Here is a 20741-nt window from a genome sequence, read left to right as displayed (position 1 = left end):
GGCCGAGTCCCGGTCCCGCAGGCCCGACTAGTGCCCGAGGACCGCCATCGCCGCGTTGTGTCCGGGGACCCCGCTGACGCCGCCGCCGCGGACCGCGCCCGCCCCGCACAGCAGGACGTTGCGGTGGGCGGTCTCCACGCCCCAGCGGCCGCCCTGTTCGGCGTAGGGCCAGGACAGGTCCCGGTGGAAGATGTGGCCGCCCGGCAGCCGCAGTTCGCGTTCCAGGTCCAGCGGGGTCTTCGCCTCGATGCACGGGCGGCCGTCCGCGTCGAAGGCGAGGCAGTCGGTGAGCGGTTCGGCCAGGTGCGCGTCGAGCTGGGCGAGGGTGGCCGTCAGGAGTACCTCGCGGGCCTGCTGGTTGTCCTTCTCGAACAGCCGGGCCGGGGTGTGCAGACCGAAGAGGGTGAGCGTCTGGTAGCCCTGCTCCACCAGGTCCGGGCCGAGGATCGTCGGGTCGGTGAGCGAGTGGCAGTAGATCTCCGAGGGCGGTACGGAGGGCAGTTCGCCGGAGGCGGCCTCCGCGTGGGCCCGGGCGAGCTCGGCGTAGCCCTCGGCGATGTGGAAGGTGCCGCCGAAGGCCTCGCGCGGGTCCACCGAGGTGTCCCGGAGCCGGGGCAGCCGGCGCAGCAGCATGTTGACCTTGAGCTGGGCGCCCTCGGGGGCCGCGGCCGCGCCCCCTGGGGGCGGGGTCTCGCCGAGGAGTTCGGCCAGCGCCTTCGGCGAGGCGTTCACCAGCACCGTGCGGCCGACGACGCGGCCCTCCCCGGACGCCGTGCGGAAGACCACCTCGGCCGGGGCGACCCCGTCCGTGTCGATCCGCAGCACCTCGTGGCCGGTCGCGATCTCGGCACCGGCCGCCCTGGCCGCCGCCGCGAGCGCGTCCGTCAGCGCGCCCATGCCGCCGACGGGCACGTCCCAGTCGCCGGTCCCGCCGCCGATGACGTGGTAGAGGAAGCAGCGGTTCTGCGCGAGGGACGGGTCGTGGGCGTCCGCGAAGGTGCCGATCAGCCCGTCCGTGAGGACCACCCCGCGGACCAGGTCGTCGGCGAAGTTCCGCTCCACGGCCTGCCCGAGGGGCTCCTCGAAGAGCATCCGCCAGGCGGCCTCGTCGTCGATCCGGGCCCGCAGCTCCGCCCGTGTCGGCAGCGGCTGCGTCAGGGTGGGGAAGACCTTCTCGGCGACCCGCCCGGTGGTCCCGTAGAAGGAGCGCCAGCTCTCGTACTCCCGGTCCGAACCGGTCAGCCGCGCGAAGGACTCGCGGGTGCGCTGCTCGCCGCCGCCGACGAGCAGTCCGCCGGGCCGCCCGCCGCGCTCGGTGGGCGTGTACGAGGAGATCGTCCGGCGGCGTACCGCGAACCGCAGGTCCAGGTCGCGCACGATCTTCGCCGGGAGCAGGGAGACCAGGTACGAGTAGCGCGAGAGTCTCGCGTCGACCCCGACGAAGGGGCGGCTGGAGATCGCCGCCCCGCCCGTGTTCCCGAGCCGCTCCAGAACCAGCACGGAGCGGCCCGCCCTGGCCAGGTACGCGGCGGCCACCAGGCCGTTGTGCCCACCGCCCACGATCACATCGTCGTACACGTCCCGCCCGAAGGTCGTCATGGCTCTTGGTAGCACACCTGGCCGAGCCGCTCCAGACAGTGGGCCTCGTCGGCGTGGGCCAGGACCGTGTCGGGATGTTCGTCGCCGAGGGACCGTTCGCGGATTCCGGAGAGGTCCCGGTAGATGGGCAGGGCCTCGTCCCACCGGCCCAGCCGGCCGAGCCCTCCGGCCAGTTCCCGGCGGCTGACCAGGGTGTCCGGATGCTCGGGCCCGAGCACCTCGGCGCGCAGGGCGCCGACCTGGCGGGCCTCGGCCACCGCTTCCGCCCAGCGTTCCAGACGGCCCAGGTTGACCCCGAGGACGTGCCGGGCGCGGAGCGTCTCGGGGTCGGTGACCCCGTAGGCGCGGGTGCGGTCGCGGACCAGGGCCCGGAACAGGTCGAGGGCCTGGGCGCTGTTGCCGGTGCGGCCGAGCGCGATGCCGACCTCGTAGCGGGCGGCCAGGGTGTCGGGGTGGTCGCGGCCCAGCACCCGTTCGCGTACGAGGGCGACCTCGTGGAAGGCGACCAGGGCCTCCTGCCAGCGCTCCAGGCGGCCGAGGGCGTACGCCGCCTCGTAGCGGGTGAGCAGGGTGTCCGCGTGCTCGGCCCCCAGGACGGCCGCCCGGTCGGCGGCGACCTGGGCGGCGGTCGTGTGGGCCTCCGCGAACCGGCCCAGCGCGCCCAGCGCGCAGGCCAGGTTGTGCCGGCAGCGCAGGGTGTCGGGGTGGAGCGGGCCCATGGTCCGCTCGCGGGCGGCGAGTACGGCGCGGTAGACGTCGTAGGCCTCCCGGTGGCGCCCGAGCCGGCCCAGTTCGTACGCCGTCTCCTGGCGCGCCGCGAGGGTGTCGGCGTGGTCCGCGCCGAGCACCCGCGTGCGCCCCTCGGCCACGGCGGTGTACCCGGCGAGCGCCTCCTCGGGCCGGCCCGTGCGGCTGAGGGCGTACGCGCGCGCGTGTCCGGCGGCGAGCGCGTCGGGACCGCTGCCCCGCGGGCCGGCGGGGCGCGGGAATCCGTACGCGGCGGTGAGCCGCGGGTCCTCGTCGGGCGCGGGACGGATGATGGTGGTGGTGCCGGGGTGGACCGGGGGGTACTCGTCGCGCGGGCGCGGCACCGGCTGTCGGCCGCCGGGGCGCGCGGCCGTCCAGGCTCCGGTGAGCACGGCCCACTCGCCGCTCGCGGGCCGGGCGTCGATCCCGGCCTTGCGTCCGGCGGTCATGCCGCGGGCCCAGGCCGGGAGCGGGGCCTGGGCGCCGGGCAGGCCGCCCGGTCCGAGCCGTGCCTCGACGAGCCGGCGGTGCACGTGGCGGGCGTCGCCCGGCCGGTCCTCGGGGCGCTTGGCGAGCAGGTCCAGGACCACCTCGTCGAAGTAGCCGGGCAGCTCGGGGCGGTGCTCGCGCAGCGGCACGGGGGCGTTGTCGCGGTGGCCGACCAGCACCGACCAGGAGTCGCCGAGGTCGAAGGGCGGGGCGCCGGTGGCGATCTCGTACAGGACGCAGCCGAAGGAGTAGAGGTCGCTGCGGTGGTCGACCTCGCCGCCCGCGATCTGTTCGGGCGACATGTAGTGCGGGGTGCCCATGGCCATGCCGCCGCCGGTGAGCTTGGCCGTGAAGCCGATGTCGTGGGCGAGGCGGGCGATGCCGAAGTCGCAGATCTTCACGGTGCCGTCGGTGAGCCGCATGATGTTGGCGGGCTTCAGGTCGCGGTGGACGACGCCCTGGTCGTGGGTGTAGCCGAGGGCGGCGGCCATCTGCTCGGCGATGTCGACGACCACGTCCACGGGGAGCGGGCGCGCGTCGTTGTCCTCCAGGAGCTGGCTGAGGTTGCGGCCTTCGAGGAGCTCCATGACGAGGTACAGGGGGCCGCCAGCGGCGCTGTCGTCGCCGAAGTCGTGGACGACGGTCACCCCGCGGTGCTGGAGGGACGCGGCCACGCGCGCCTCGCGCCGGAACCGCTCGCGGAGCACCTGGGTGAAGTGGGCGTCCTGCTCGGCGCCGATCGGCTTGAGGCACTTCACGGCGACCTGTCGGCCCAGCGATTCGTCCCGGGCGCGCCATACCTCGCCCATGCCGCCGCGCCCGATCAGATCGAGCGACCGGTAACGGCCCTGGATCAGTCTGGACTCCGCCATGTCTTAAAGCCGCCCCCGATTTCGTGCTACGCCCTCCCCGGCCGGTCCAGTATGGCCGCTGATGTACGCAGTGTGTACGGCGAGGGGCGGCTCCCGGGGCCCATGCGGCGCATCGCTTTCAAGATGTGACCTGGAGGCAGTTGCCAGCGTAGACCTGCGGGAATGCAGCGCAGTACGTGCCCGGTGAGGCGCAGGCGCCGGGTGACGCTGCGTGGTGCCGGTGCGGGCCGCCCGTACAGCCGGTGCGCCCAGCCCGGGAGGGAACCGTACGCCAGACCGGCGACGGGCGGCCACAGCAGGTTTCGGCCACGCACGAAAGGGGCAGGGACGGGCGGGCCGCGCAGGAAGTCGTCCACGGCGAGGGCGTCGGGGCCGGCGGCGAGTCCGGGGCGGATCCGGTCGAAGTAAGCGGCGAGCCCGGCGGTGTCGGCGGGGACCCCGGCCGGGTCGAGTCCGACGAGTCGGGCATTGACGCGGTTCTCGTCGACGTAGCGGTCGGCCTGGGCGGGGGTGAGGGGGACGCCGGAGCGGCGCAGTACGTGCAGGAAGCTGTCGATCTGCGCGCAGTGGATCCACAGCAGCAGCTCGGGGTCGTCGACGGGGAAGCGTTCGCCGGTGTCCGGATCGGTCGCGGACAGACTGCGGTGGATCGTACGGACCCGCAGACCGGCACGCTCGGCGGCCTCGGTGGTGCCGTAGGTGAGGGTGCCGACGAAGTCGGCGGTGCGCAGCAGCCGTCCCCAGGCGTCCCGCCGGAAGTCGGAGTTCTCCATGACTCCGCGGACGGCGCGCGGATGGAGGGCCTGGAGGTAGAGCGCGCGGAGCCCGGCGATCCACATCATCGGGTCGCCGTGGCACTGCCAGGTGACGGACGACGGGCCGTACAGCCCCGGGTCGGCGCCGGGACGCGATCCGGTCGCGGTGGTCCCCATCCCGTACCTCCCCGTCGCAGGCGCCCGGCGTCTCCAGCCTACCGATCCGGGGCGGCGGCCGGCGGCCGTCGGCGGATCGGGGTCGGTGCGCCGGGCGGGCCGAGCCCGGCCGTGATCCGCCGGACACCCCCCGGGGGCGCAGGCGGCATAGAGTTGCGGGGTGCAGCTCTACACGATCGGCGAGGCCGCCCAACTCCTCCGCGTCAGTACCGACACCGCCCGCCGCTGGGCGGACGCGGGCCGCTTCCCCACCCTGCGGGAGGGCAACAAGCGGATGGTCGAGGGCGTGCACCTGGCCGCCTTCTGCGTGGCGCTCGCCCAGGAGGCGGCCGAGGGTGACGGCGAGTCCGCCACCTCGGCGCGCAACGCGCTGCCCGGGATCGTGACGGCGGTGACGCTGGGCGAGGTCGCCGCCCAGGTCGAGATCCAGGCCGGACCGCACCGCGTGGTCTCCCTGCTGACCCGTGAGGCCGTCGAGGAGCTCGGGCTCGCGGTCGGTGTGCAGGCGGTCGCCCGCGTGAAGTCCACCAGCGTCCACATCGACCTCGACTGACCGATCGGGCCCCGGCCCCGGCGTGGCGCTCAGGCCTTGCCCCGGCCCGCGTCTCCCGCGTCGAGCTCCGTGTCGAGGGCGAGGGCCGCGACGATGAGGGCGAGGTGGGTGAAGGCCTGCGGGAAGTTGCCCAGCTGCTCGCCCGTGGGCCCGATCTCCTCGGCGAACAGGCCCACGTGGTTCGCGTAGGTGAGCATCTTGTCGAAGGCGTAGTGGGCCTGTTCGACCTGACCGGCCCGGGCGAGGGCGTAGACGTACAGGAACGTGCAGAGGGAGAACGTGCCCTCCGAGCCCTGGAGGCCGTCGGGTGAGGCGGCGGGGTCGTAGCGGTAGACGAGGCTGTCGGAGACGAGCTCGCCTTCCATCGCCTCCAGGGTGGACAGCCAGCGGGGGTCCTTCGGGGTGATGAAGCCGACCAGCGGCATCATCAGCAGGGAGGCGTCCAGGACGGTGGTTCCGTAGTGCTGGACGAAGGCCCGGCGCTCCTCGCTCCAGCCGCGGGTCATGATCTGCCGCAGGATGGCGTCCCGGGCGGCGGTCCAGCGGGGGATGTCCGCCGGGCGGGCGAGGGCGGTGGCCTGGCGGATGCCGCGGTCCAGGGCGACCCAGCACATGACGCGGCTGTAGGTGAAGTCCTTCTGTCCGCCCCTGGTCTCCCAGATGCCCTCGTCGGGGCGGTCCCAGCTGTCGCAGAGCCAGTCCAGGATGCCGGAGAAGTGCCGCCAGCCGTCGTAGCCGGCCGATTCGGCGGAGTGGCCCGTCTGGACCAGGGCGTAGACGGCCTCGCCGTAGATGTCCAACTGCAGTTGTCCGGCGGCGCCGTTGCCCGCGCGCACCGGGGCCGAGCCGCGCCACCCGGCCAGGTGGCCGAGGATCTCCTCGGACAGGTACGGGTCCCCGTCGACGCGGTACATGATCTGCAGCGGTTCGCCGTTGGGGGCTCCGCCGTCCGTCAGCCGCCTCTGGAGCCAGCCGCGGAAAGCGTCCGCCTCTTGCGTGAAGCCGAGGTCGCGCATGGCGCGCACGGCCAGGGAGGCGTCGCGGACCCAGGTGTAGCGGTAGTCCCAGTTGCGCTCGCCGCCCTCGCCCTCGGGCAGGCCCATGGTCGCGGCGGCGATCGGCGCGCCGGTGGGCGCGTAGGTCATGAGCTTGAGGGTGATCGCGGAGCGGTTGACGATCTGCTGCCAGCGGCCCCGGTAGGTGCAGTGCCCGATCCAGTCGTGCCCGTAGCGGCGCACGGCGGCGAACTCCTCCACCAGGTCGTCGGGGGTCGGCGGCCGTGGCGGCTCGCCGCCCTCGTCACAGACCGTCAGGACGACGGCCGCGCGCTCACCGGCCGACAGGGTCGTCGTGGCCCGTACGTCGCTCCCGTCGGCCTCCAGGGCGAGGCCGCCGACGGCCTGCAGGTGGGCGGTGGTGCCCGGGGCCTCGAAGCGCGCGGCGGCGCCGTCCAGGACGAGGTCGTGGGGTGCCCGCCCGTAGTCGAAGCGGGGCCGGCACTCCAGGGCGAAGCGCACGGAACCCCGTACGACGCGCAGCACCCGTACCACCCGGTGCCGGTCGGTGCGGGTGTGCGGATCGTGGACGGGCATGAAGTCGACCACCTCCCCCACGCCCTCGCGCGTGAGGAACCGGGTGATCAGGACGGCCGTGTCGGCGAGGTAGAGCTGACGGGTGACGACATCGGCGCCCTCGGTGTCGGGCGCGGGGGTGTCCGCGGTGATGGCGAAGTATCCACCGCGGTCGTGGTCGAGGAGCCCGGCGAAGACACTGGGCGAGTCGAAGCGGGGCGAGCAGAACCAGTTCAGCACGCCCTCGGAGGAGACCAGCGCACACGTCTGCAGGTCCCCGATCAGACCGTGCTCGGCGATGGGCGGATAGGGACGCATCGGCTCTCCGCGGTGCGCGGGGCGGCCCTCGGGCCGCGAGGACCGTGGCTTCGGCCCGGCCCGGCGTGGCCCGGGCCGGCTCTCATTCTCGGGTCCCGCGCCGGTGATCGCCATGCGGACTCCGGGCCGCGGGTCCGGTCCGGGCCGGGCCGGGCCGCGGGTCCGGTCCGGGGCGTGACAGGGTGAACGCATGACGACGCGCCGCGAGTCCTTCTCCCCTTCCCTCCCCCGGCCGTGGCCGGACACCGCCACGACCCACGCGGCCCTGGCCGCGGCGAAGGCACTCGTCTACGACCCCTGCGGTTTCACCTGCTCGCTGCCGGTGCCCGAGGCCGAGGGCGCCGACTACGCCGCCCACTCCTTCACCCTGGACGGCCGCGAGGTCCGGTTCCGCGTGGCGAAGACGACCCCCACGAAGGTCGGCCAGTTCGTCACCGTCTGGAAGCGCTCCCCGGCCGGCCCCATCCAGCCGTTCGACAGCACGGACCCGGTGGAGCTCTTCGTCATCAGTAGCCGCCAGGATCACCACTTCGGCCAGTTCGTCCTCCCCCTGGACGCGCTGCGCCGGCACGGCGTCGTATCGACGGACGGCTCCGGCGGGAAGCGCGCCTTCCGCGTCTACCCGCCCTGGGTGACCACCACCAACCGCCAGGCCGACCGTGCGCAGGCGTGGCAGCTGGACCACTTCCTGCCCCTGCCCGTGACTCAGGACGGGCCGGTCGACCTGAACCGCGCCCGGGAGCTGTACACGTGAGCCGGCCGGTCAGCGGCACGCTGCACCACATCGAACTGTGGGTGCCGGACCTCGACCGCGCGATCACCTCGCTCGGCTGGCTCCTGGAGGCCCTGGGTCACACCCCCTACCAGAACTGGGCGGACGGCCGCAGCTGGCGGCTGGGGCCGACGTACCTGGTCGTCGAACGCTCCCCGGCCCTCACCGCCGACCGGCACGACCGCTGTCGGCCGGGGCTGAACCACCTGGCCTTCCACGTCGAGGACGCGGCCGCGGTCGAGCGCCTGGCCGAGGAGTCGACCCGCCACGGCTGGCACCTGATGTTCCCGGACCGGCATCCGCACGCCGGCGGCCCCCAGCACCATGCCGCCTACCTGGAGAACGACGACGGCTTCGAGGTCGAACTCGTCGCGCTCCCCTCCCCCGGACGCCGGACCGGCTAGACGGTTGTGGCCGAGGTCGGTGGTCGGCACTGTTCTGGGCACGCCGTCGGCCGTCGCCGGCCGCCCGAATACCAGTGGAACCGTGCTCCCATGGTCCGTTACCGTGCTCGCACCCGCAGTCGCCCCAGGCAAGGACATGCCGTTGTACACCAAGTGAGACTCCCCGAGCGCTGAACCGTCGCGCGTCGCACCTGTGCGCCGTGCCCCTTTTCGCTGCGGTCTTCTCACTGGAACCGGTGTATCTCCATGTCCAGAACCTGGGTGGTCGTTCCCACCTGCCTGCCGATCGTTCTCCGCCGTTGCCACGGGTGCCCTTCCGGGCGCTTCCGGCACGGCACATCGCGCGTCGACGCCAACCACGACCTGCTGCCCGCCAACGCTTCCGGACCGGCCGCCGGACTGGCCTTCGAACTGCTCCACGTGCCGGTCCTACGGCGCCGCGACCTGGGTGTCCCGGGTCGAAGCGACCGTCCGGCGTGGCAGTCGCCGTACGGTCCGCCGTCGCACCGGGCGCACCGCGGCCGGTGGGCCCCCGTGCCGGGCGTGGCCAACCCTCGCTCCTCCTTGCCGCGCGAATACCTGTGCGGCCGGTGCGACTGATCATCGAAGGTTTCGGCTGTGCGCCAGCCGAGTCGGCAGGCTGCTCACCGAGGGGAACCTCGTGTCGACGGTCCGCCTGAACGGCTGGCGCTCGGGCGATTTCACCTTCAGGCTCAAAGGCTGAGTCCTACCGACGCGGGGCCTGTCCGGCGGTATCCGGCGGTATCCGATCCGCTGGGGCCGTCGGCCTCCCCGCCGCCTGGCTCCTCGCCTTCCGGCAGCTCGCAGGAAGCCGGTCACGATCAGGAGGGGGGTCTGCGGAACCACCCGGCATGCCGGGCCTGGAGGGACAGGTGAAGCAGACCCGGGCTCAGCCTGCTTACACCCAGCCGATCGGTCGACATCCACCCAGAAGGTCCCGGGCGGCGCATTCCACGTACTCGTGGAGTCCGTACGCCAGACCAAGACCCAGCAGGGCGGAGACCGTCACGGCCGTCATCAGGCCCGCCGCGGCTGCCTGGGTCCTGCGCGCCCGCGGGCGGACCGGCACCGGCCTCAGCAGGGCTTCGACCCGCTGCGGGACCGGCCCGGTATTCACCGACAGCAAGGGGCCGCGGCTTTTGCCCGCCTTCTCGGCGGACGCGGCGGCCAGCGCCGCGCGCGCGATCGCGGTCGCGGCCAGTCGCCGGTCGCCCACCCACGAGGCCGCCGACTCGTCCGCCCACCGCTCCAGGTGGAAGTCCAGCGCCGGGCGCAGGGACCGTAGCGCGGGGTGCACCGCGGCCGCCAGGTAGGCGGTGACGGACCACAGGTGGTGGCGGCCCGTCAGATGGGCCCGCTCGTGTCCGAGCAGCACCTCGCGCTCCGCCGGACCGAGGGTCTTGAGCATGCCCGTCGTCACCACGACCCGGCCACCGCGCCCGCGCCATCCCGGCAGCGCGAACGCCTGCGGCTCGGCATCCGGTACGACCAGAAGATCGCCGTCGGGCACCGCGCCGCCGGTGGACGCCCAGGCTCGGGCGAGCAGCGAGCGGCGCTCGTACCAGCGGCGGACCAGCAGCACCGCCTGGAAGGCCAGCACCGCACCGGCGACCGCGGCCACCGGCACGGCGGCCGGCCACTCGGCAGCCGCATGCGACAGCGGAATCCGCTCCAGGGAGGCGAGGAACGGAACATGGAGCAGGCCGATGAGCGCTGCCACGGTGCCTCCGGCCAGCAACAGGGCGGCCCCGGTCAGCGCAGCGCACGCTTCCCGCGGCGGCAGGAGACCGGCCAGCCGGCGGGCGGCCGGCACCGCGCCCCACGGAAGCGCCAGGGTCAGCACGACCACGGCCAGGGCCAGGGTCATCAGCTCTCCCCGGACTCCAGGAGCAGGCGCCGCAGCGCTTCCTCGTCGTCCCCGGAGAGGGACGAAACGAACCGCTTCAGCACAAGGTCGCGCTGCGGCCCCTTCTCCAGCTCGCGGCGCATGCGGTCGGCCGCCAGGCCGGCGGCATCGTCCGCCGCGGCGTAGGCGAAGCCCCTGCCCTCGCGGGTCCGGACGACCGTCCCCTTCTCGTAGAGGCGGGTGAGGATCGTCGTCACCGTCGTCCTGGCCAGGTCCCGGTCGAGCGCGGCGTTGATCTGCTGCGGCGTCAACGGCCCCTCGGCCGCCCACAGGACCGACAGCACATCCGCGACGAGTCCACCGTGCGGACGCCTCGCGTCCCCGCCGTCCTCCACCATCCCGCTCCCGCCCTGCCGCCGCCCCGGACTCGCACGCCCGGTCATCGAAAAATAGGTTTGCCTTATCTCACTGTACGGGGCCCGAATCGAGCCCCTCATACATACGCCTGCGGGCACCGACGGGACAGGGACACTTCATTCCCCGCCGGTCTCGCCCTGTGCGATTTCGATGCCGGTGTGCAGGTTGTCGGCCGCCTGGAAGGCCGCGCCGGCCGACACGGTCAGAGAGGCCAGCAGCATCAGCGCCGCCAGGCGGGGCGGGACTCCGGGGACACGCGTCAGCGCCGGCTGCCCGAGCAGGGCCGCCACCCGGAGAGGCACCGGGCCCGTTGTGGCGGCCAGCGCGAAGCCGGGCCGGCACCGAGCAGGGGACGTACGGGTGGCCAGAGCCGCCCGGGCGATGGCCCGGGCCGTGAGGCGGCGGTCGCCCACCGCCTGCGCGGCGTATTCGTCCGCGGTGCGCTCCAGCGCGAAGCGGAGGGGTTCGCGCACGGCGCGCAGCCCCGGATGGCAGTGTGCGGCCAGCTCCACCGTCGCCACCAGAAGGTGGTGACGGCCCTTCAGATGGGCTCGTTCATGGGCGAGCAGGACCTCACGTTCCGCCGCGGAGAGCGCGCGCAGCATCCCTGAGGTGATCACGATACGGCCGGGACGGCCCGGCAGCACGTAAGCGTCCGGGTATTCCTCGTCCAGGACCACGAGCTCGCTGGGGTTGCCCGCGGCAAGCGCCCGCGCCTGCCGCAGCCGGCGCCACCACCCGTGCGCATCGCGCAGCAGCAGGGCGCCGCCGACGGCGAGCAGCGAGGCGGCCACGACGGTGACCGCGACGGCCGTGCCCGGCGCATCGGACGCCAGCGGCGTCAGCAGGTGGCCCAGCGCGGCCACCGGCCGGAGGTGCGTGGCCCCGGGGACGACCAGCAGGGCAAGGGCCGCGATACTGCCCGCCGCGAGCCCGGCTGCCGAACAGGCCAGCAGCCGGACGGCCCGCCTCGGCGGGAGGCGCACGACCAGCACGCGGCATACCGGACCGGCGAGGAAGGGCAGCAGGAGTGGCAGCAGGAGTGGCAACGACACCGGCCGGCTCATGCGACACCCCCTGCGCCGTCGCCCTCCAGCAGGGCGCGCAGCAACGCCTCGTCCTCGTCGCTCAGCTGCGAGACGAAGCGGCTCAGCACCGTCCCACGGTCCTCGGTCCCGGCCAGCTCCGCGTGCATGCGGCGCGCGGTCAGCCCCGACGCGTCCTCGGTCGGCACGTAGGCGAACCCTCGGCCGGACCGGGTACGGCTGACCACGCCCTTCTCGTACAGCCGGGACAGGATCGTCGTCACCGTCGTACGGGCGTGGGAGGAACCGAGCGCCTCCTGGACCTGCCCCGGCGTCAGCGGCGTTCCGGCCGCCCACAGCGCCGCAAGGACGCTCGCCCCCAGCTCACCGGCGGGGCGCCGTTCCGCACGCGCATCCCCCATGGGAATCTCCTCACCGCAACAATCGTCTACAGTGTCGTAGACCGTCTACATGACTGTAGTCGACGATGTCGTCACCGCCCCGGTCCACTCACCTCAGGGGAGCCGTCCACCATGGCCCTATCCGCCCACATGGCAGCGCCACAGGCCGTGAACCTGCTCGACGCCGGATCCCTGTTGTCCGCGTTCGGCGCGCTCGGCATCGCCGTCGTCCTCTTCGCGGAGACCGGCCTCCTGGTCGGCTTCTTCCTACCCGGCGATTCCCTCCTGTTCACCGCGGGCCTGCTCTGCGTGCCGGGCGGGAACCGCCCCGTCCACCTCTCACTGCCGCAGGTACTGGCCTTCGGGGTCATCGGCGCGCTCCTGGGAGCGCAAGTGGGCTACCTGATCGGCCGACGCGGGGGCCGTTCCCTGCTCGCCCGCAGCCGGAGCCGCAAACTCCACGACGGAGCCGAGCGCGCCGAGGAGTTCCTCCACCGCTACGGGCACGCCAAGGCCGTCGTACTGGCCCGCTTCGTACCGGTGGTGCGCACCGTGCTCAATCCCCTGGCCGGAGCCCTGGGCGTGCCCGCCCGTGTCTTCACCCTCTGGCAGGTCGTTGGCGGGCTCCTCTGGACCGTGGGCCTCATCCTCGCCGGATACGCCCTCGGCTCCTCCGTGCCCGACGTCGACCGTTACCTCCTGCCGATCGTGGCCCTCGTCGTCCTCGTGTCCCTCACCCCGGTGGCCGTCGAAATGGTCCGCCGACGGGGCCCCCGCACCCCGGACGGAGGTACGCGGTGAGCCCGGTCGCCCCGAACGGCCCCGCCGAGAAGGCGCTGCGACCCCTGTGGACGGCGGGCGGTCGCCCGAACCCGCCACCTCCACTCGCCGGCCGGCCCACCCCCGCCCCTGACTCCTCTGGACCTGAGACGACCCCGCACTCCGGTCACGCGGTGATCGTCTCCGCAGCACTGCCCCTGGTCGTGCGGCACGGCACCTCGGTCACCACCTCGATGGTCGCCCGGGCCGCGGGAGTTCCGACAGCGGCGGTCTTCACCGCGTTCCCCGACAAAGCCACCCTGCTCGAAGCCTGCGCCGCCGCAGCCCTGAGAGCGGACGAAGCAGTGGCCGCTCTCTCGGCGATCGACCCGACCCAGCCACTCGAAACCCGGCTGACATCAGCCGCCGCCCATCTGCGCAGCTACGCAACCCGCCTGCTCCTGCTCGCCGATGCCATGCCCTCACGCCGGCCCCGGCTCCCCGGGCCCACGGAGAACATCGACGAGCACGCCCGGCACGAGGAAGAACTCGCGTCGCTCCGAGAAGCACTGACGGCCCTGTTCGCACCGGAACGTGAGCTCCTCCGCATCCCCCCGGAGCGCCTCGCCCGGGTCTTCCTGTCGATGGTCTTGTCCGACGCTCCGTCCGGCCCCGCGGAATCCCTGCCGACCGAAGAGCTCGTGTCGCTGCTCCTGTGGGGCTCACTCGCCCCTCCCTGACCGAAAGCAGTACGCCTTCCGCGCCCATGCCCTGCCAACCGTGCCGCCGTGGCGGTCTGTCCGGACAGGACGTCAGATGCTCCCTCTGCCCGTGGCCGCACCCGGCGCGCCCGGCAAGCCGTGGTGGTGGCCCGCCATACCGGTGCTCATGTGCTCGATGCTGCTGGCGGCGCTGGTCGCGTCCGCCTCCGCGGCGCACGGCACGCCGTTCGGGGTGGACGAGACCCTGCACCGCTGGGTGCTCGAACACCGCCCTCGCTGGGCGGTCGGCCTGGCCGTGGCGATCACCGTGACGGGAAGCGGAGTGCCCGCCTACCTGCTCGCGATGCTCGCCGGGGCCATGACCGTCAGGACCCGCCGCTGGCGCGGGACACTGGCGGGGGCCCTGGCACTGGTGTCGGTGCAACTGCCGCGCATCGCCCTGGCGTCGTGGCTGGCCCGGCCCCGGCCGTCGGCCGACGACTGGGCGTGGTCGGCCGACGGATACGCCATGCCCTCGGGGCACACCACGACCTCCGCGGCCGTGGCGGTCCTCCTCACCGCCGCGGTGCACCGAGCCGTGCGGGGCCGAGCGCGGCGGCCGCTCCTGGTGGTACCGGCACTCTGGGCGGCGGCCGTGGGCGTCAGCCGCTTCTACCTCGGCATGCACTGGCCCACCGACGTCCTGGCGGGATGGCTGCTGACCGCCCTGTGGGCCGGGCTGCTCGGGATGTTCCTGATTCTCCTCCGGCGCCGGAAATCCGGCGCCGTCCCGTCGAACGAAGGCGAAAACACGTGAGCGCGATCAGTGTGGGGCAGGCCGTGGTCCTGGGCATCGTGGAAGGGGTGACGGAGTTCCTGCCGGTCTCGTCCACCGGCCACCTCAAGATCACCGAAGGGCTGATGGGCATCCCCGTCGACGACAAGTCCGTCGTGGCCTTCACCGCCGTCATCCAGGTCGGCGCGATCGCGGCGGTCCTCGTCTACTTCTTCCGCGACATCGTGCGCATCGTCTCCGCCTGGGGCCGCGGACTGGCCGACCGCGAGGAGCGGTACCACCACGACTACAAGTTCGCCTGGTGGGTCATCTACGCCACCCTCCCCATCGTGGCCGTGGGGCTCGCGGCGAAGCCGCTGATCGAAGGCCCGCTCGCCTCCCTGTGGGTGGTGGCCGGATCGCTGATCGTCGGCAGCGGCCTGATGTGGGCGGCCGACCGGATGGGTCGCCACAAGCGCGGCGAGGACGACACCGACCTCAGGGACGCCATGCTCGTCGGCTCCTCCCAGATCCTCGCCCTGCTCTTCCCCGGCTTCTCCCGATCCGGCGCCACCATGTCCACCGGCCTCATCCTCGACCTGGAGCGGGTCGCCGCCACCCGCCTGTCCTTCTTCCTCGGCATCCCCGCCCTGACCGGCGCGGGCCTCTACGAGCTCAAGGACGCCGTCGGCGCCGGCATCGACCCCCTGCCCCTCGTCATCGGCACCGCCGTGTCCTTCGCCGTCGCCTACGCCTCGATCGCCTGGCTCCTGAAGTACGTCGCCAAGCACTCGTTCAACGCCTTCGTGGTCTACCGGATCGCCATCGGCGTACTCCTCTTCGGACTGCTGGGCACCGGCGTCCTGCACGCCTGACCATCAGGCAGACCCGTCCGCTCCCGTCGACGCCGCGATGCTTCGCCCTCCTCCCCAGGCGCAAGCCGTGCCCCGAGAGGGTCGTGGCCACTGTGTGGACGGTCACCTTGACGACGATCGACACTTAGGCCAGCCTTACCTTCGCTCACTCCTTGCATGTGTGGGCACACCCTGCAGAACATCCCTGGAGCACCCATGTCCGCCGCCGACGCCACCGCGACCGTACGAAGATCCGGACGGGAAGCAGAACTCCTCCAGCTCCCCTCCTGGTGCGGGACCGCCGCGGCGTCGCTGGCGGTGTGCGTCGGCTGGGCAGTGACCACGTGGATCGCCCTGCACCTGCGCGCCGATGTCACCCTCCACACCGTGGCACTCTTCGTGCACCTCGCCTCCCTGGTGCTGGGCTTCGGCGCGGTGCTCGCCATCGACTACTACGGCGCGCTGTGGCTCACGGGCCGCAAGACCCTCCGTGAAGTGCTCGACTTCACGGCCCCGCTGCACATCCCCGTCTGGGCCGGCCTCGGCGGCCTGCTCTTCAGCGGCGCGTTCCTCCACCCCGACCTCAGCTCACCCCTGACGTGCGTCAAGCTCGGCCTCGTCCTGCTGCTCTCCCTCAACGGCGTCCAGGCGTCCGCCCTGCACCACCGGCTGGCCGCCGTCGACGGCGGCCCCGTCAGCCGTCGGCTGATGATCCGCGGTGCCGTGACCGCCTCTGTTTCACAAGCCGCCTGGTGGGGTGCGGTCGCGATCGGCTTCCTGAACAGCCAGCACTGATCGCCCCGCCGGGGAACCGGTGCGACCAAGGTCGCCAGTCGGCACCGGGGATGCGCCCTGAGCTGCATCGATGCCACCCGTTCCTCCCCGTCTCCGACCGGAGGGACGCACTGTTCTTGGCACTTCGGTACAGCGGCTCAGCAGAACTCGGGGCGCAGTACGCCGCCGTGGGCACAGTCGACGACCAGAGGCGCGCCAGCAGCCCACCCGAGCTGCAAGGTGCAGATCAAGACGCCCATCACGCTCAGGACTGCAGGAATGCACGACCGACTCGTTCGGCCGTGATCCGGGCCGCGCGGCGGATCAGTGAACGTTTTCAGCTTCGCCACTCCGGGGTCTCCGCAGTGGTAGAGAGGGCAGAGGGCGATGAGTGTGGCTGAGAGTTGGTCGCGTGTGATGAGTCTTCTTCGGGAGCACGCGCCGGCCGATCACGCGGATCTGCCGGGGCCCGCTACGGAGCAGATGCTCGCGGCAGCCGAAGAGCGGATGGGGATCTCCCTGCATGGGGACCTGCGGACGTGGCTGTTGCAGAACAATCCGGATCTGCCGGAGGAGGACGTCGACGACGAAGTGGCATGCTGCGGCTTCGACGGGTTCCCCGACGAGGGAAGCTTCTTTCTGGGCATCCGGGCGATGGAGAGGCTTTACGCGAACCGCTCCACGTCCTGCGGATTCGACCCTCCGGACCAGCCGGACTACCCGTTCTGGCGTAACGAGTGGATCCCGTTCCTGTCGGACCAGGACGGCTGGAGGGGAAAGTTCATCGATGTGCGGGACGGGCGTGTCGGCAGCTGGTTCGTGGGTGAGATCACGGTCACGGGCGAGTACGAGTCGATGGCCCAGTACTTCGACTCCGTGGCGGAGACGCTGACGAGGATCGCCGACGGAAGCTCCCCGGTCTGTCGGTTCACCGAAGGCCGACTTGTCTGGTCGTGAGACGGTTCTCCACTGGATGACGGCCATTGCCCGCCGCCCCCACCCTGGAACGGCAATGAGCCTCGTCAGCGTTGACGTTCCAGCGTGAGGACGGCTGCGGCGATGACGGCCATCCGGTTGGGGCTGCAGCGGGCCCGGCGGAGGATCTGCCAGGACGTGCGTCGCGCGATACTTCGTTCGACCGGCGCTCGTGCCGCTCACCCAGGGGCCGGCCCCGGTGTAGGCGCGGTCGGCGAGCACGGGGACGCCCTGGCGTTCCTTTCGACCTCAGGGGCTCTCCATACGATGAATGATCTTGCCTCGAACTGGGGGGGACGGATCATGTCAGGGAATTTCGATCGCGAGTGGGGTCGGTCGCTCTCGGGCGCGGTCGCTGAGGGGGTGGACATGCGGTTGAACGGCGCGGGTGCTCCCGCCGGGCCGTTAGCCCCCGGGGGTCCGGGGACCTTCGCGTCCACCCCGGCCGAGAAGACGGCGGCGGCCAACACCATAGAGACCGAGCTGGAGCCGAACACCAAGACGGCCACGGAGCACGCGGACGAGGCGACGAGCACCGCGGTGAAGGGCTTCGAGGGCTGGGACACCGCCCCGGGCCTGAAGAAGGTATCGGATACCTGGGACAAGCAGGTGAAGGTCCTGATGGGCCGCCTGGGGTCGGAGAAGAGCGCGTTGCGGGGCGCATCAGGCCTGTTCGTACGCAATGACATCGGCCTGGGTGACCAGTTCCGGCCGATCGGTTCCCCGTCGAAGCTCAACGGGCTTTAGGGGGAGCGGGTGCTGACGTACTAAATGGGACTCGATGGCCGGCGAGCTGAAGAAGGTCGAAAGCCGTTACGGCGACAGCGTCCAGAAGATCACCGTGGGGCAGAGCTGGTCCGGTATCAGTGCCGGAGCAGCCCATACGAGCTTCGCGGCCACCCGCTACGAGTACTCCGCCGCCCAGATTCAGGCCAAGGCCATCGCGGAGTTGCTGCGCGACAACGACGACGGTATGGCCGCATACAGTGCTGCGGACTGGAAGTCGAAGATGGCCTACCACGTCATCGGTGGCGCGGTGACACCGCTGTACTTCACGACAGCCGGAGGCATGTCCCTCGCGATCGGCGACTCGATGCCGCGCGGTGTGGACACCTGGGCCTGGGTCATGGGCAACAACCTGAAGGCGGAGGCGGACGTCACGGCGAACGCGGGCATCGCCGACCTCTACCTCGACGCCGGCAACCAGATGGGGCTCATGGTCGACTCCTGGGCGGACGGCCGACAGGACATCAACGCCGATGTGAGGGCCGGCCTGAAGAACGCGATCTTGGACGGTCACGACCGGGGAAGCAACACCACGCACAAGTACCTGACCGACACCACCAACTGACGCCCACCTCGTCCAGGAAAGGCAGCCATGCCGCAGATGCCCCCACGCCGCACGACACCAGCCAGGGCATTCATCGTGCTCGGGCTCTGTCTGGCCCTGCTGGGAGGTGTCGGAGCATGGCTGCTGCTCGGCAGGGACACCGCTGAACCGTGCAACGGCCTGGCCGGGGACGAACGGGTGCAGAAGGCAGTGGGCGCGGCCGTCCACCCGGGCACGAGCTGCGCGGTTGTCGCTCAGGCCATCGTGAAGGCGTCGGCCGGGGACGCGACCGGCCGTCACACCCAGGCCCAGGCCCAGGCACTGAAGGACGTGCTCGTCTCCCTCGGATCAGGAGACCCGGCGAAACTCACCCTGGATCCCGCACTGCGTGTCCCCCTCGCCACCGCCCTCGCCGACTACGCACCCGATCTGCACGCGATGCTCGGCGGTATCGGCATCACCGACTTCCTGGCCAAGGCCGCACCCCAGGCGCCGCCGTGGCAGTCCGACGGCACCCACCACCTCACCGTGCTGCCCGACACCCTCAGGGGCGCGGTACACGCTGTCGCGCAGGACCCCGGGGCATACGCATTGCTGCGCATCGCGGAGACCCGGACCACCGCGCAGCGGCTCGCGGCGGTCCCCGCCGACGCCACGGGCTACGCCCTCACCGTCCCCCCGGCCGAGAGCGCGCGAGCACTCGGCATCCTCGACGGCATCGCCGACGCGGTCACCCACGGCAAGAACGAGGAGCAGGCACGGGCGTGGCGCGGGGCCGTTCTGGACCGGCTGCTGAACGGACAGGACTCCCCGAAGAGCAATCAGGATCCCCGGGCGGCCCAACTCTCGGCGGTATGGCTCCAGATCCTGAAGAACGCCCCCGAGGGGGAGCGCTTCGACCGGCTGCGTACGCAAGGTGTCGACATGACCCGTACGTGGGCCCAGGACCGGAAGATGGATGAACAAACCCAGCAGGGAGTGCTCGCCAAAGCCGAACGCAGCGCACTCAGCGCGTACCGTGAGATCAGCCCTGACACCTCGCGGTTGGCCAGGCCGTCTGGAACAGGCGGCTGGGGCCGGGCTCGTCTCGGACATCAGCAGCGCCGTGCTGACCACCGACGGCCTGCGGTGGCTCGTCGCTCCTGAGCGAGACAGCGACCTCGTACGCCGGCTCTGCGCGTCCCATGACGATGCCCACATCGACTGCGACCGGCACCCCACCGTGGAACCTCCTGCGGCGACAGGGTACGGCCCACCGGCCCCACCTGCCTGGTCGGCGACGGCGGTCGACGCCTGCTCCTTGTCACCACCGTCTAGCGGCGTACGCGCGGCATGCCGAGGCCGATCCACGAGATGATCTCGCGCTGGATCTCGTTGTTGCCCCCGCCGAAGGTGAAGATCACGGCGCTGCGGTAGCCGCGTTCGAGCTCGCCGTGCAGGACCGCTCCCGCCGAGCCGTCCTTGAGGGAGCCGGCCGCGCCGACGATCTCCATCAGCCAGGCGTACGCGTCCCGGCGGGCCTCCGACCCGTAGACCTTGACCGCGGAGGCGTCCTGCGGGGTGAGGGTGCCGGCCTGGACCGCGCCCACCATCTGCCAGTTGAGCAGCTTCATCGCGTCGAGCCGGGCGTGGGTGCGGGCGAGGCGGCCGCGGACCCAGGAGAGGTCGATGACCCGCCGGCCGTCGGCGAGTTTCGTCGCGGCGGCCCAGCGCTGGACGTCGTGGAGGGCCCGGATGGCCATGGTGCCGTGTGCGGCCAGGGTGACGCGCTCGTGGTTGAGCTGGTTGGTGATCAGGCGCCAGCCCTTGTTCTCCCGGCCGACGCGGCGGCTCGCCGGGACGCGGATGTTCTCGTAGTAGCTGGCGGTGGTGTCGTGCGAGGCCAGGGTGTTGATGAGGGTGCACGAGTAGCCGGGGTCCGAGGTCGGGACCAGGAGCATGGTGATGCCCTGGTGCGCGGGGGCGTCCGGGTCGGTGCGGACGGCGAGCCAGACCCAGTCGGCGGTGTCCCCGTTGGTGGTCCAGATCTTCTGGCCGTTCACCACGTAGGTGCCGGTCTCCTCGTCGCCCTCACGGACGGCCTTGCACTTGAGCGCGGCGAGGTCGGTGCCGGCGTCGGGTTCGCTGTAGCCGATGGCGAAGTCGATCTCCCCGGCGAGGATCTTCGGCAGGAAGTACGCCTTCTGCTCGTCGGTGCCGAACTGCATGATGGTCGGCCCGACCGTGTTGAGCGCCATCAGGGGCAGCGGTACGACGGCCTGCGCGGCCTCGTCGAAGAAGATGAACTGGTCCATCGGGGTCATCCCGCGGCCGCCGTACTCCTTGGGCCAGCCGACCCCGAGCCAGCCGTCCGCGCCGAGCCGGCGGATGGCGTCCCGGTAGAAGCGCTTCTGGGCGGCCGGGTCCTGGTAGCGGGCGTAGACGTCCTGCGGTACGAGCTCGGCGAAGTAGGCGCGCAGTTCGGTGCGCAACTGCTGCTGCTCAGGCGTGTATTCGAGATGCACGGCCCCTCCGGGGTCTCGCGGTCCAGCCGGTCTCTGCGTGGCGGCGGTCAGAGTAGAACCTGTTACAAGAATTCGGAAGCCCGGGTGTCGGCCGTTCGGGAC

The 20741-nt window shown here is 72.0% G+C and carries 21 protein-coding genes and 2 pseudogenes; 13 read left to right on the top strand and 10 right to left on the bottom strand.

Annotation, left to right across the window (positions count from 1 at the left end; genetic code table 11):
* Positions 1-27 precede the first annotated feature (27 nt).
* The 3 genes from Sspor_RS36660 to Sspor_RS36650 are packed head-to-tail and all read right to left on the bottom strand — an operon-like array spanning position 28 to position 4639.
* Positions 28-1599, bottom strand: a complete 1572-nt coding sequence (locus Sspor_RS36660) for a phytoene desaturase family protein (RefSeq protein ID WP_202202952.1) — start codon at positions 1597-1599, stop codon at positions 28-30.
* Positions 1596-3707 (bottom strand): serine/threonine-protein kinase, encoded by a 2112-nt coding sequence (locus Sspor_RS36655; protein ID WP_202202951.1) that lies wholly within the window; start codon positions 3705-3707, stop codon positions 1596-1598. The genes Sspor_RS36660 and Sspor_RS36655 overlap by 4 nt, the downstream gene beginning before the upstream one ends.
* Before the next feature lie 26 nt (positions 3708-3733).
* Positions 3734-4639: an oxygenase MpaB family protein gene (locus Sspor_RS36650; protein ID WP_202202950.1), complete on the bottom strand. Its 906-nt coding sequence runs from the start codon at positions 4637-4639 to the stop codon at positions 3734-3736.
* A gap of 160 nt (positions 4640-4799) precedes the next feature.
* Between Sspor_RS36650 and Sspor_RS36645 the strand changes: the two genes are divergently transcribed.
* On the top strand, positions 4800-5192 hold the full coding sequence (locus Sspor_RS36645; RefSeq protein ID WP_189748212.1) for a TOBE domain-containing protein: 393 nt from the start codon (positions 4800-4802) through the stop codon (positions 5190-5192).
* Positions 5193-5221: 29 nt separating this feature from the next.
* Here Sspor_RS36645 and Sspor_RS36640 read toward each other — a convergent pair whose 3' ends face one another.
* The gene (locus Sspor_RS36640; RefSeq protein WP_202202949.1) at positions 5222-7081 is read right to left on the bottom strand and encodes a glycoside hydrolase family 15 protein; all 1860 of its coding nucleotides are present in this window, start codon (positions 7079-7081) and stop codon (positions 5222-5224) included.
* A gap of 190 nt (positions 7082-7271) precedes the next feature.
* Between Sspor_RS36640 and Sspor_RS36635 the strand changes: the two genes are divergently transcribed.
* The 3 genes and pseudogenes from Sspor_RS36635 (at position 7272) to Sspor_RS40850 (ending at position 8981) form a co-directional block, all read left to right on the top strand.
* Entirely contained in the window at positions 7272-7835 is a 564-nt protein-coding gene (locus Sspor_RS36635) for a MepB family protein (RefSeq protein WP_202202948.1), read from the top strand.
* A complete protein-coding gene (locus Sspor_RS36630) occupies positions 7832-8257 on the top strand; it encodes a VOC family protein (RefSeq protein WP_202202947.1) in 426 nt (141 codons plus the stop codon). The genes Sspor_RS36635 and Sspor_RS36630 overlap by 4 nt, the downstream gene beginning before the upstream one ends.
* Before the next feature lie 246 nt (positions 8258-8503).
* Positions 8504-8981, top strand: a pseudogene (locus tag Sspor_RS40850) (DUF1062 domain-containing protein).
* Positions 8982-9176: 195 nt separating this feature from the next.
* Here the strand turns inward: Sspor_RS40850 and Sspor_RS36625 are convergent.
* The 4 genes from Sspor_RS36625 to Sspor_RS36610 all read right to left on the bottom strand — a co-directional run bounded on the left by Sspor_RS36625 (position 9177) and on the right by Sspor_RS36610 (position 11988).
* Entirely contained in the window at positions 9177-10145 is a 969-nt protein-coding gene (locus Sspor_RS36625) for a M56 family metallopeptidase (RefSeq protein WP_202202946.1), read from the bottom strand.
* Positions 10145-10522, bottom strand: coding sequence for a BlaI/MecI/CopY family transcriptional regulator (locus tag Sspor_RS36620; RefSeq protein WP_202204074.1), 378 nt, complete (start codon positions 10520-10522; stop codon positions 10145-10147). Before Sspor_RS36620 ends, Sspor_RS36625 begins: the two co-directional genes overlap by 1 nt.
* A gap of 135 nt (positions 10523-10657) precedes the next feature.
* The gene (locus Sspor_RS36615) at positions 10658-11596 is read right to left on the bottom strand and encodes a M56 family metallopeptidase (RefSeq protein WP_202202945.1); all 939 of its coding nucleotides are present in this window, start codon (positions 11594-11596) and stop codon (positions 10658-10660) included.
* A gap of 8 nt (positions 11597-11604) precedes the next feature.
* Entirely contained in the window at positions 11605-11988 is a 384-nt protein-coding gene (locus Sspor_RS36610) for a BlaI/MecI/CopY family transcriptional regulator (protein WP_202202944.1), read from the bottom strand.
* 129 nt (positions 11989-12117) lie between these two features.
* On the opposite strand from Sspor_RS36610, the gene Sspor_RS36605 reads away from it, so the two are divergent.
* From Sspor_RS36605 to Sspor_RS36580, 6 genes are all read left to right on the top strand, one after another.
* Positions 12118-12768 carry a DedA family protein gene (locus Sspor_RS36605; protein ID WP_237404189.1) on the top strand — a complete coding sequence of 217 codons (651 nt, stop codon included), beginning with the start codon at positions 12118-12120 and terminating at the stop codon, positions 12766-12768.
* A 152-nt stretch (positions 12769-12920) separates the two neighbouring features.
* Positions 12921-13466, top strand: coding sequence for a TetR/AcrR family transcriptional regulator (locus tag Sspor_RS36600; protein ID WP_202202942.1), 546 nt, complete (start codon positions 12921-12923; stop codon positions 13464-13466).
* Positions 13467-13542: 76 nt separating this feature from the next.
* Positions 13543-14244 (top strand): phosphatase PAP2 family protein, encoded by a 702-nt coding sequence (locus Sspor_RS36595; protein WP_202202941.1) that lies wholly within the window; start codon positions 13543-13545, stop codon positions 14242-14244.
* Positions 14241-15077 (top strand): undecaprenyl-diphosphate phosphatase, encoded by an 837-nt coding sequence (locus Sspor_RS36590; RefSeq protein ID WP_202202940.1) that lies wholly within the window; start codon positions 14241-14243, stop codon positions 15075-15077. Before Sspor_RS36595 ends, Sspor_RS36590 begins: the two co-directional genes overlap by 4 nt.
* Positions 15078-15272: 195 nt before the next feature.
* Positions 15273-15851, top strand: coding sequence for a hypothetical protein (locus Sspor_RS36585; RefSeq protein WP_202202939.1), 579 nt, complete (start codon positions 15273-15275; stop codon positions 15849-15851).
* Between the two features lie 366 nt (positions 15852-16217).
* Positions 16218-16787 carry an SMI1/KNR4 family protein gene (locus Sspor_RS36580; RefSeq protein WP_202202938.1) on the top strand — a complete coding sequence of 190 codons (570 nt, stop codon included), beginning with the start codon at positions 16218-16220 and terminating at the stop codon, positions 16785-16787.
* Between the two features lie 65 nt (positions 16788-16852).
* Here Sspor_RS36580 and Sspor_RS36575 read toward each other — a convergent pair.
* A pseudogene (locus Sspor_RS36575) lies at positions 16853-16984 on the bottom strand (IS5/IS1182 family transposase); the annotation flags it as partial.
* 190 nt (positions 16985-17174) lie between these two features.
* On the opposite strand from Sspor_RS36575, the gene Sspor_RS36570 reads away from it, so the two are divergent.
* The 3 genes from Sspor_RS36570 to Sspor_RS36560 are packed head-to-tail and all read left to right on the top strand — an operon-like array spanning position 17175 to position 19281.
* Positions 17175-17552 carry a hypothetical protein gene (locus Sspor_RS36570; protein ID WP_237404187.1) on the top strand — a complete coding sequence of 126 codons (378 nt, stop codon included), beginning with the start codon at positions 17175-17177 and terminating at the stop codon, positions 17550-17552.
* A 34-nt stretch (positions 17553-17586) separates the two neighbouring features.
* Complete coding sequence (locus Sspor_RS40845; protein ID WP_237404186.1) at positions 17587-18156, top strand: hypothetical protein; 570 nt, start codon at positions 17587-17589, stop codon at positions 18154-18156.
* Positions 18157-18183: 27 nt separating this feature from the next.
* Positions 18184-19281 (top strand): hypothetical protein, encoded by a 1098-nt coding sequence (locus Sspor_RS36560; protein ID WP_202202937.1) that lies wholly within the window; start codon positions 18184-18186, stop codon positions 19279-19281.
* A gap of 167 nt (positions 19282-19448) precedes the next feature.
* Here the strand turns inward: Sspor_RS36560 and Sspor_RS36555 are convergent, their stop codons facing one another.
* Positions 19449-20639 (bottom strand): acyl-CoA dehydrogenase family protein, encoded by a 1191-nt coding sequence (locus tag Sspor_RS36555; RefSeq protein WP_202202936.1) that lies wholly within the window; start codon positions 20637-20639, stop codon positions 19449-19451.
* Positions 20640-20741: the final 102 nt, after the last annotated feature.

Origin of the sequence: Streptomyces spororaveus (assembly GCF_016755875.1) — a bacterium.
In the GTDB taxonomy this organism is placed as follows: Bacteria; Actinomycetota; Actinomycetes; order Streptomycetales; family Streptomycetaceae; genus Streptomyces; species Streptomyces spororaveus.
This window is presented reverse-complemented; position numbering and strand designations above follow the sequence as displayed.

Excerpts from the sequence above, each read along its gene's own strand:
- Sspor_RS36660 (WP_202202952.1), bottom strand. The coding sequence starts at position 1,599 with ATGACGACCTTCGGGCGGGACGTGTACGACGATGTGATCGTGGGCGGT.
- Sspor_RS36655 (WP_202202951.1), bottom strand. The coding sequence starts at position 3,707 with ATGGCGGAGTCCAGACTGATCCAGGGCCGTTACCGGTCGCTCGATCTG.
- Sspor_RS36650 (WP_202202950.1), bottom strand. The coding sequence starts at position 4,639 with ATGGGGACCACCGCGACCGGATCGCGTCCCGGCGCCGACCCGGGGCTG.
- Sspor_RS36640 (WP_202202949.1), bottom strand. The coding sequence starts at position 7,081 with ATGCGTCCCTATCCGCCCATCGCCGAGCACGGTCTGATCGGGGACCTG.
- Sspor_RS36635 (WP_202202948.1), top strand. The coding sequence starts at position 7,272 with ATGACGACGCGCCGCGAGTCCTTCTCCCCTTCCCTCCCCCGGCCGTGG.
- Sspor_RS36625 (WP_202202946.1), bottom strand. The coding sequence starts at position 10,145 with ATGACCCTGGCCCTGGCCGTGGTCGTGCTGACCCTGGCGCTTCCGTGG.
- Sspor_RS36620 (WP_202204074.1), bottom strand. The coding sequence starts at position 10,522 with ATGGTGGAGGACGGCGGGGACGCGAGGCGTCCGCACGGTGGACTCGTC.
- Sspor_RS36610 (WP_202202944.1), bottom strand. The coding sequence starts at position 11,988 with ATGGGGGATGCGCGTGCGGAACGGCGCCCCGCCGGTGAGCTGGGGGCG.
- Sspor_RS36605 (WP_237404189.1), top strand. The coding sequence starts at position 12,118 with ATGGCAGCGCCACAGGCCGTGAACCTGCTCGACGCCGGATCCCTGTTG.
- Sspor_RS36595 (WP_202202941.1), top strand. The coding sequence starts at position 13,543 with ATGCTCCCTCTGCCCGTGGCCGCACCCGGCGCGCCCGGCAAGCCGTGG.
- Sspor_RS36585 (WP_202202939.1), top strand. The coding sequence starts at position 15,273 with ATGTCCGCCGCCGACGCCACCGCGACCGTACGAAGATCCGGACGGGAA.
- Sspor_RS36580 (WP_202202938.1), top strand. The coding sequence starts at position 16,218 with ATGAGTGTGGCTGAGAGTTGGTCGCGTGTGATGAGTCTTCTTCGGGAG.
- Sspor_RS36570 (WP_237404187.1), top strand. The coding sequence starts at position 17,175 with ATGCGGTTGAACGGCGCGGGTGCTCCCGCCGGGCCGTTAGCCCCCGGG.
- Sspor_RS40845 (WP_237404186.1), top strand. The coding sequence starts at position 17,587 with ATGGCCGGCGAGCTGAAGAAGGTCGAAAGCCGTTACGGCGACAGCGTC.
- Sspor_RS36560 (WP_202202937.1), top strand. The coding sequence starts at position 18,184 with ATGCCGCAGATGCCCCCACGCCGCACGACACCAGCCAGGGCATTCATC.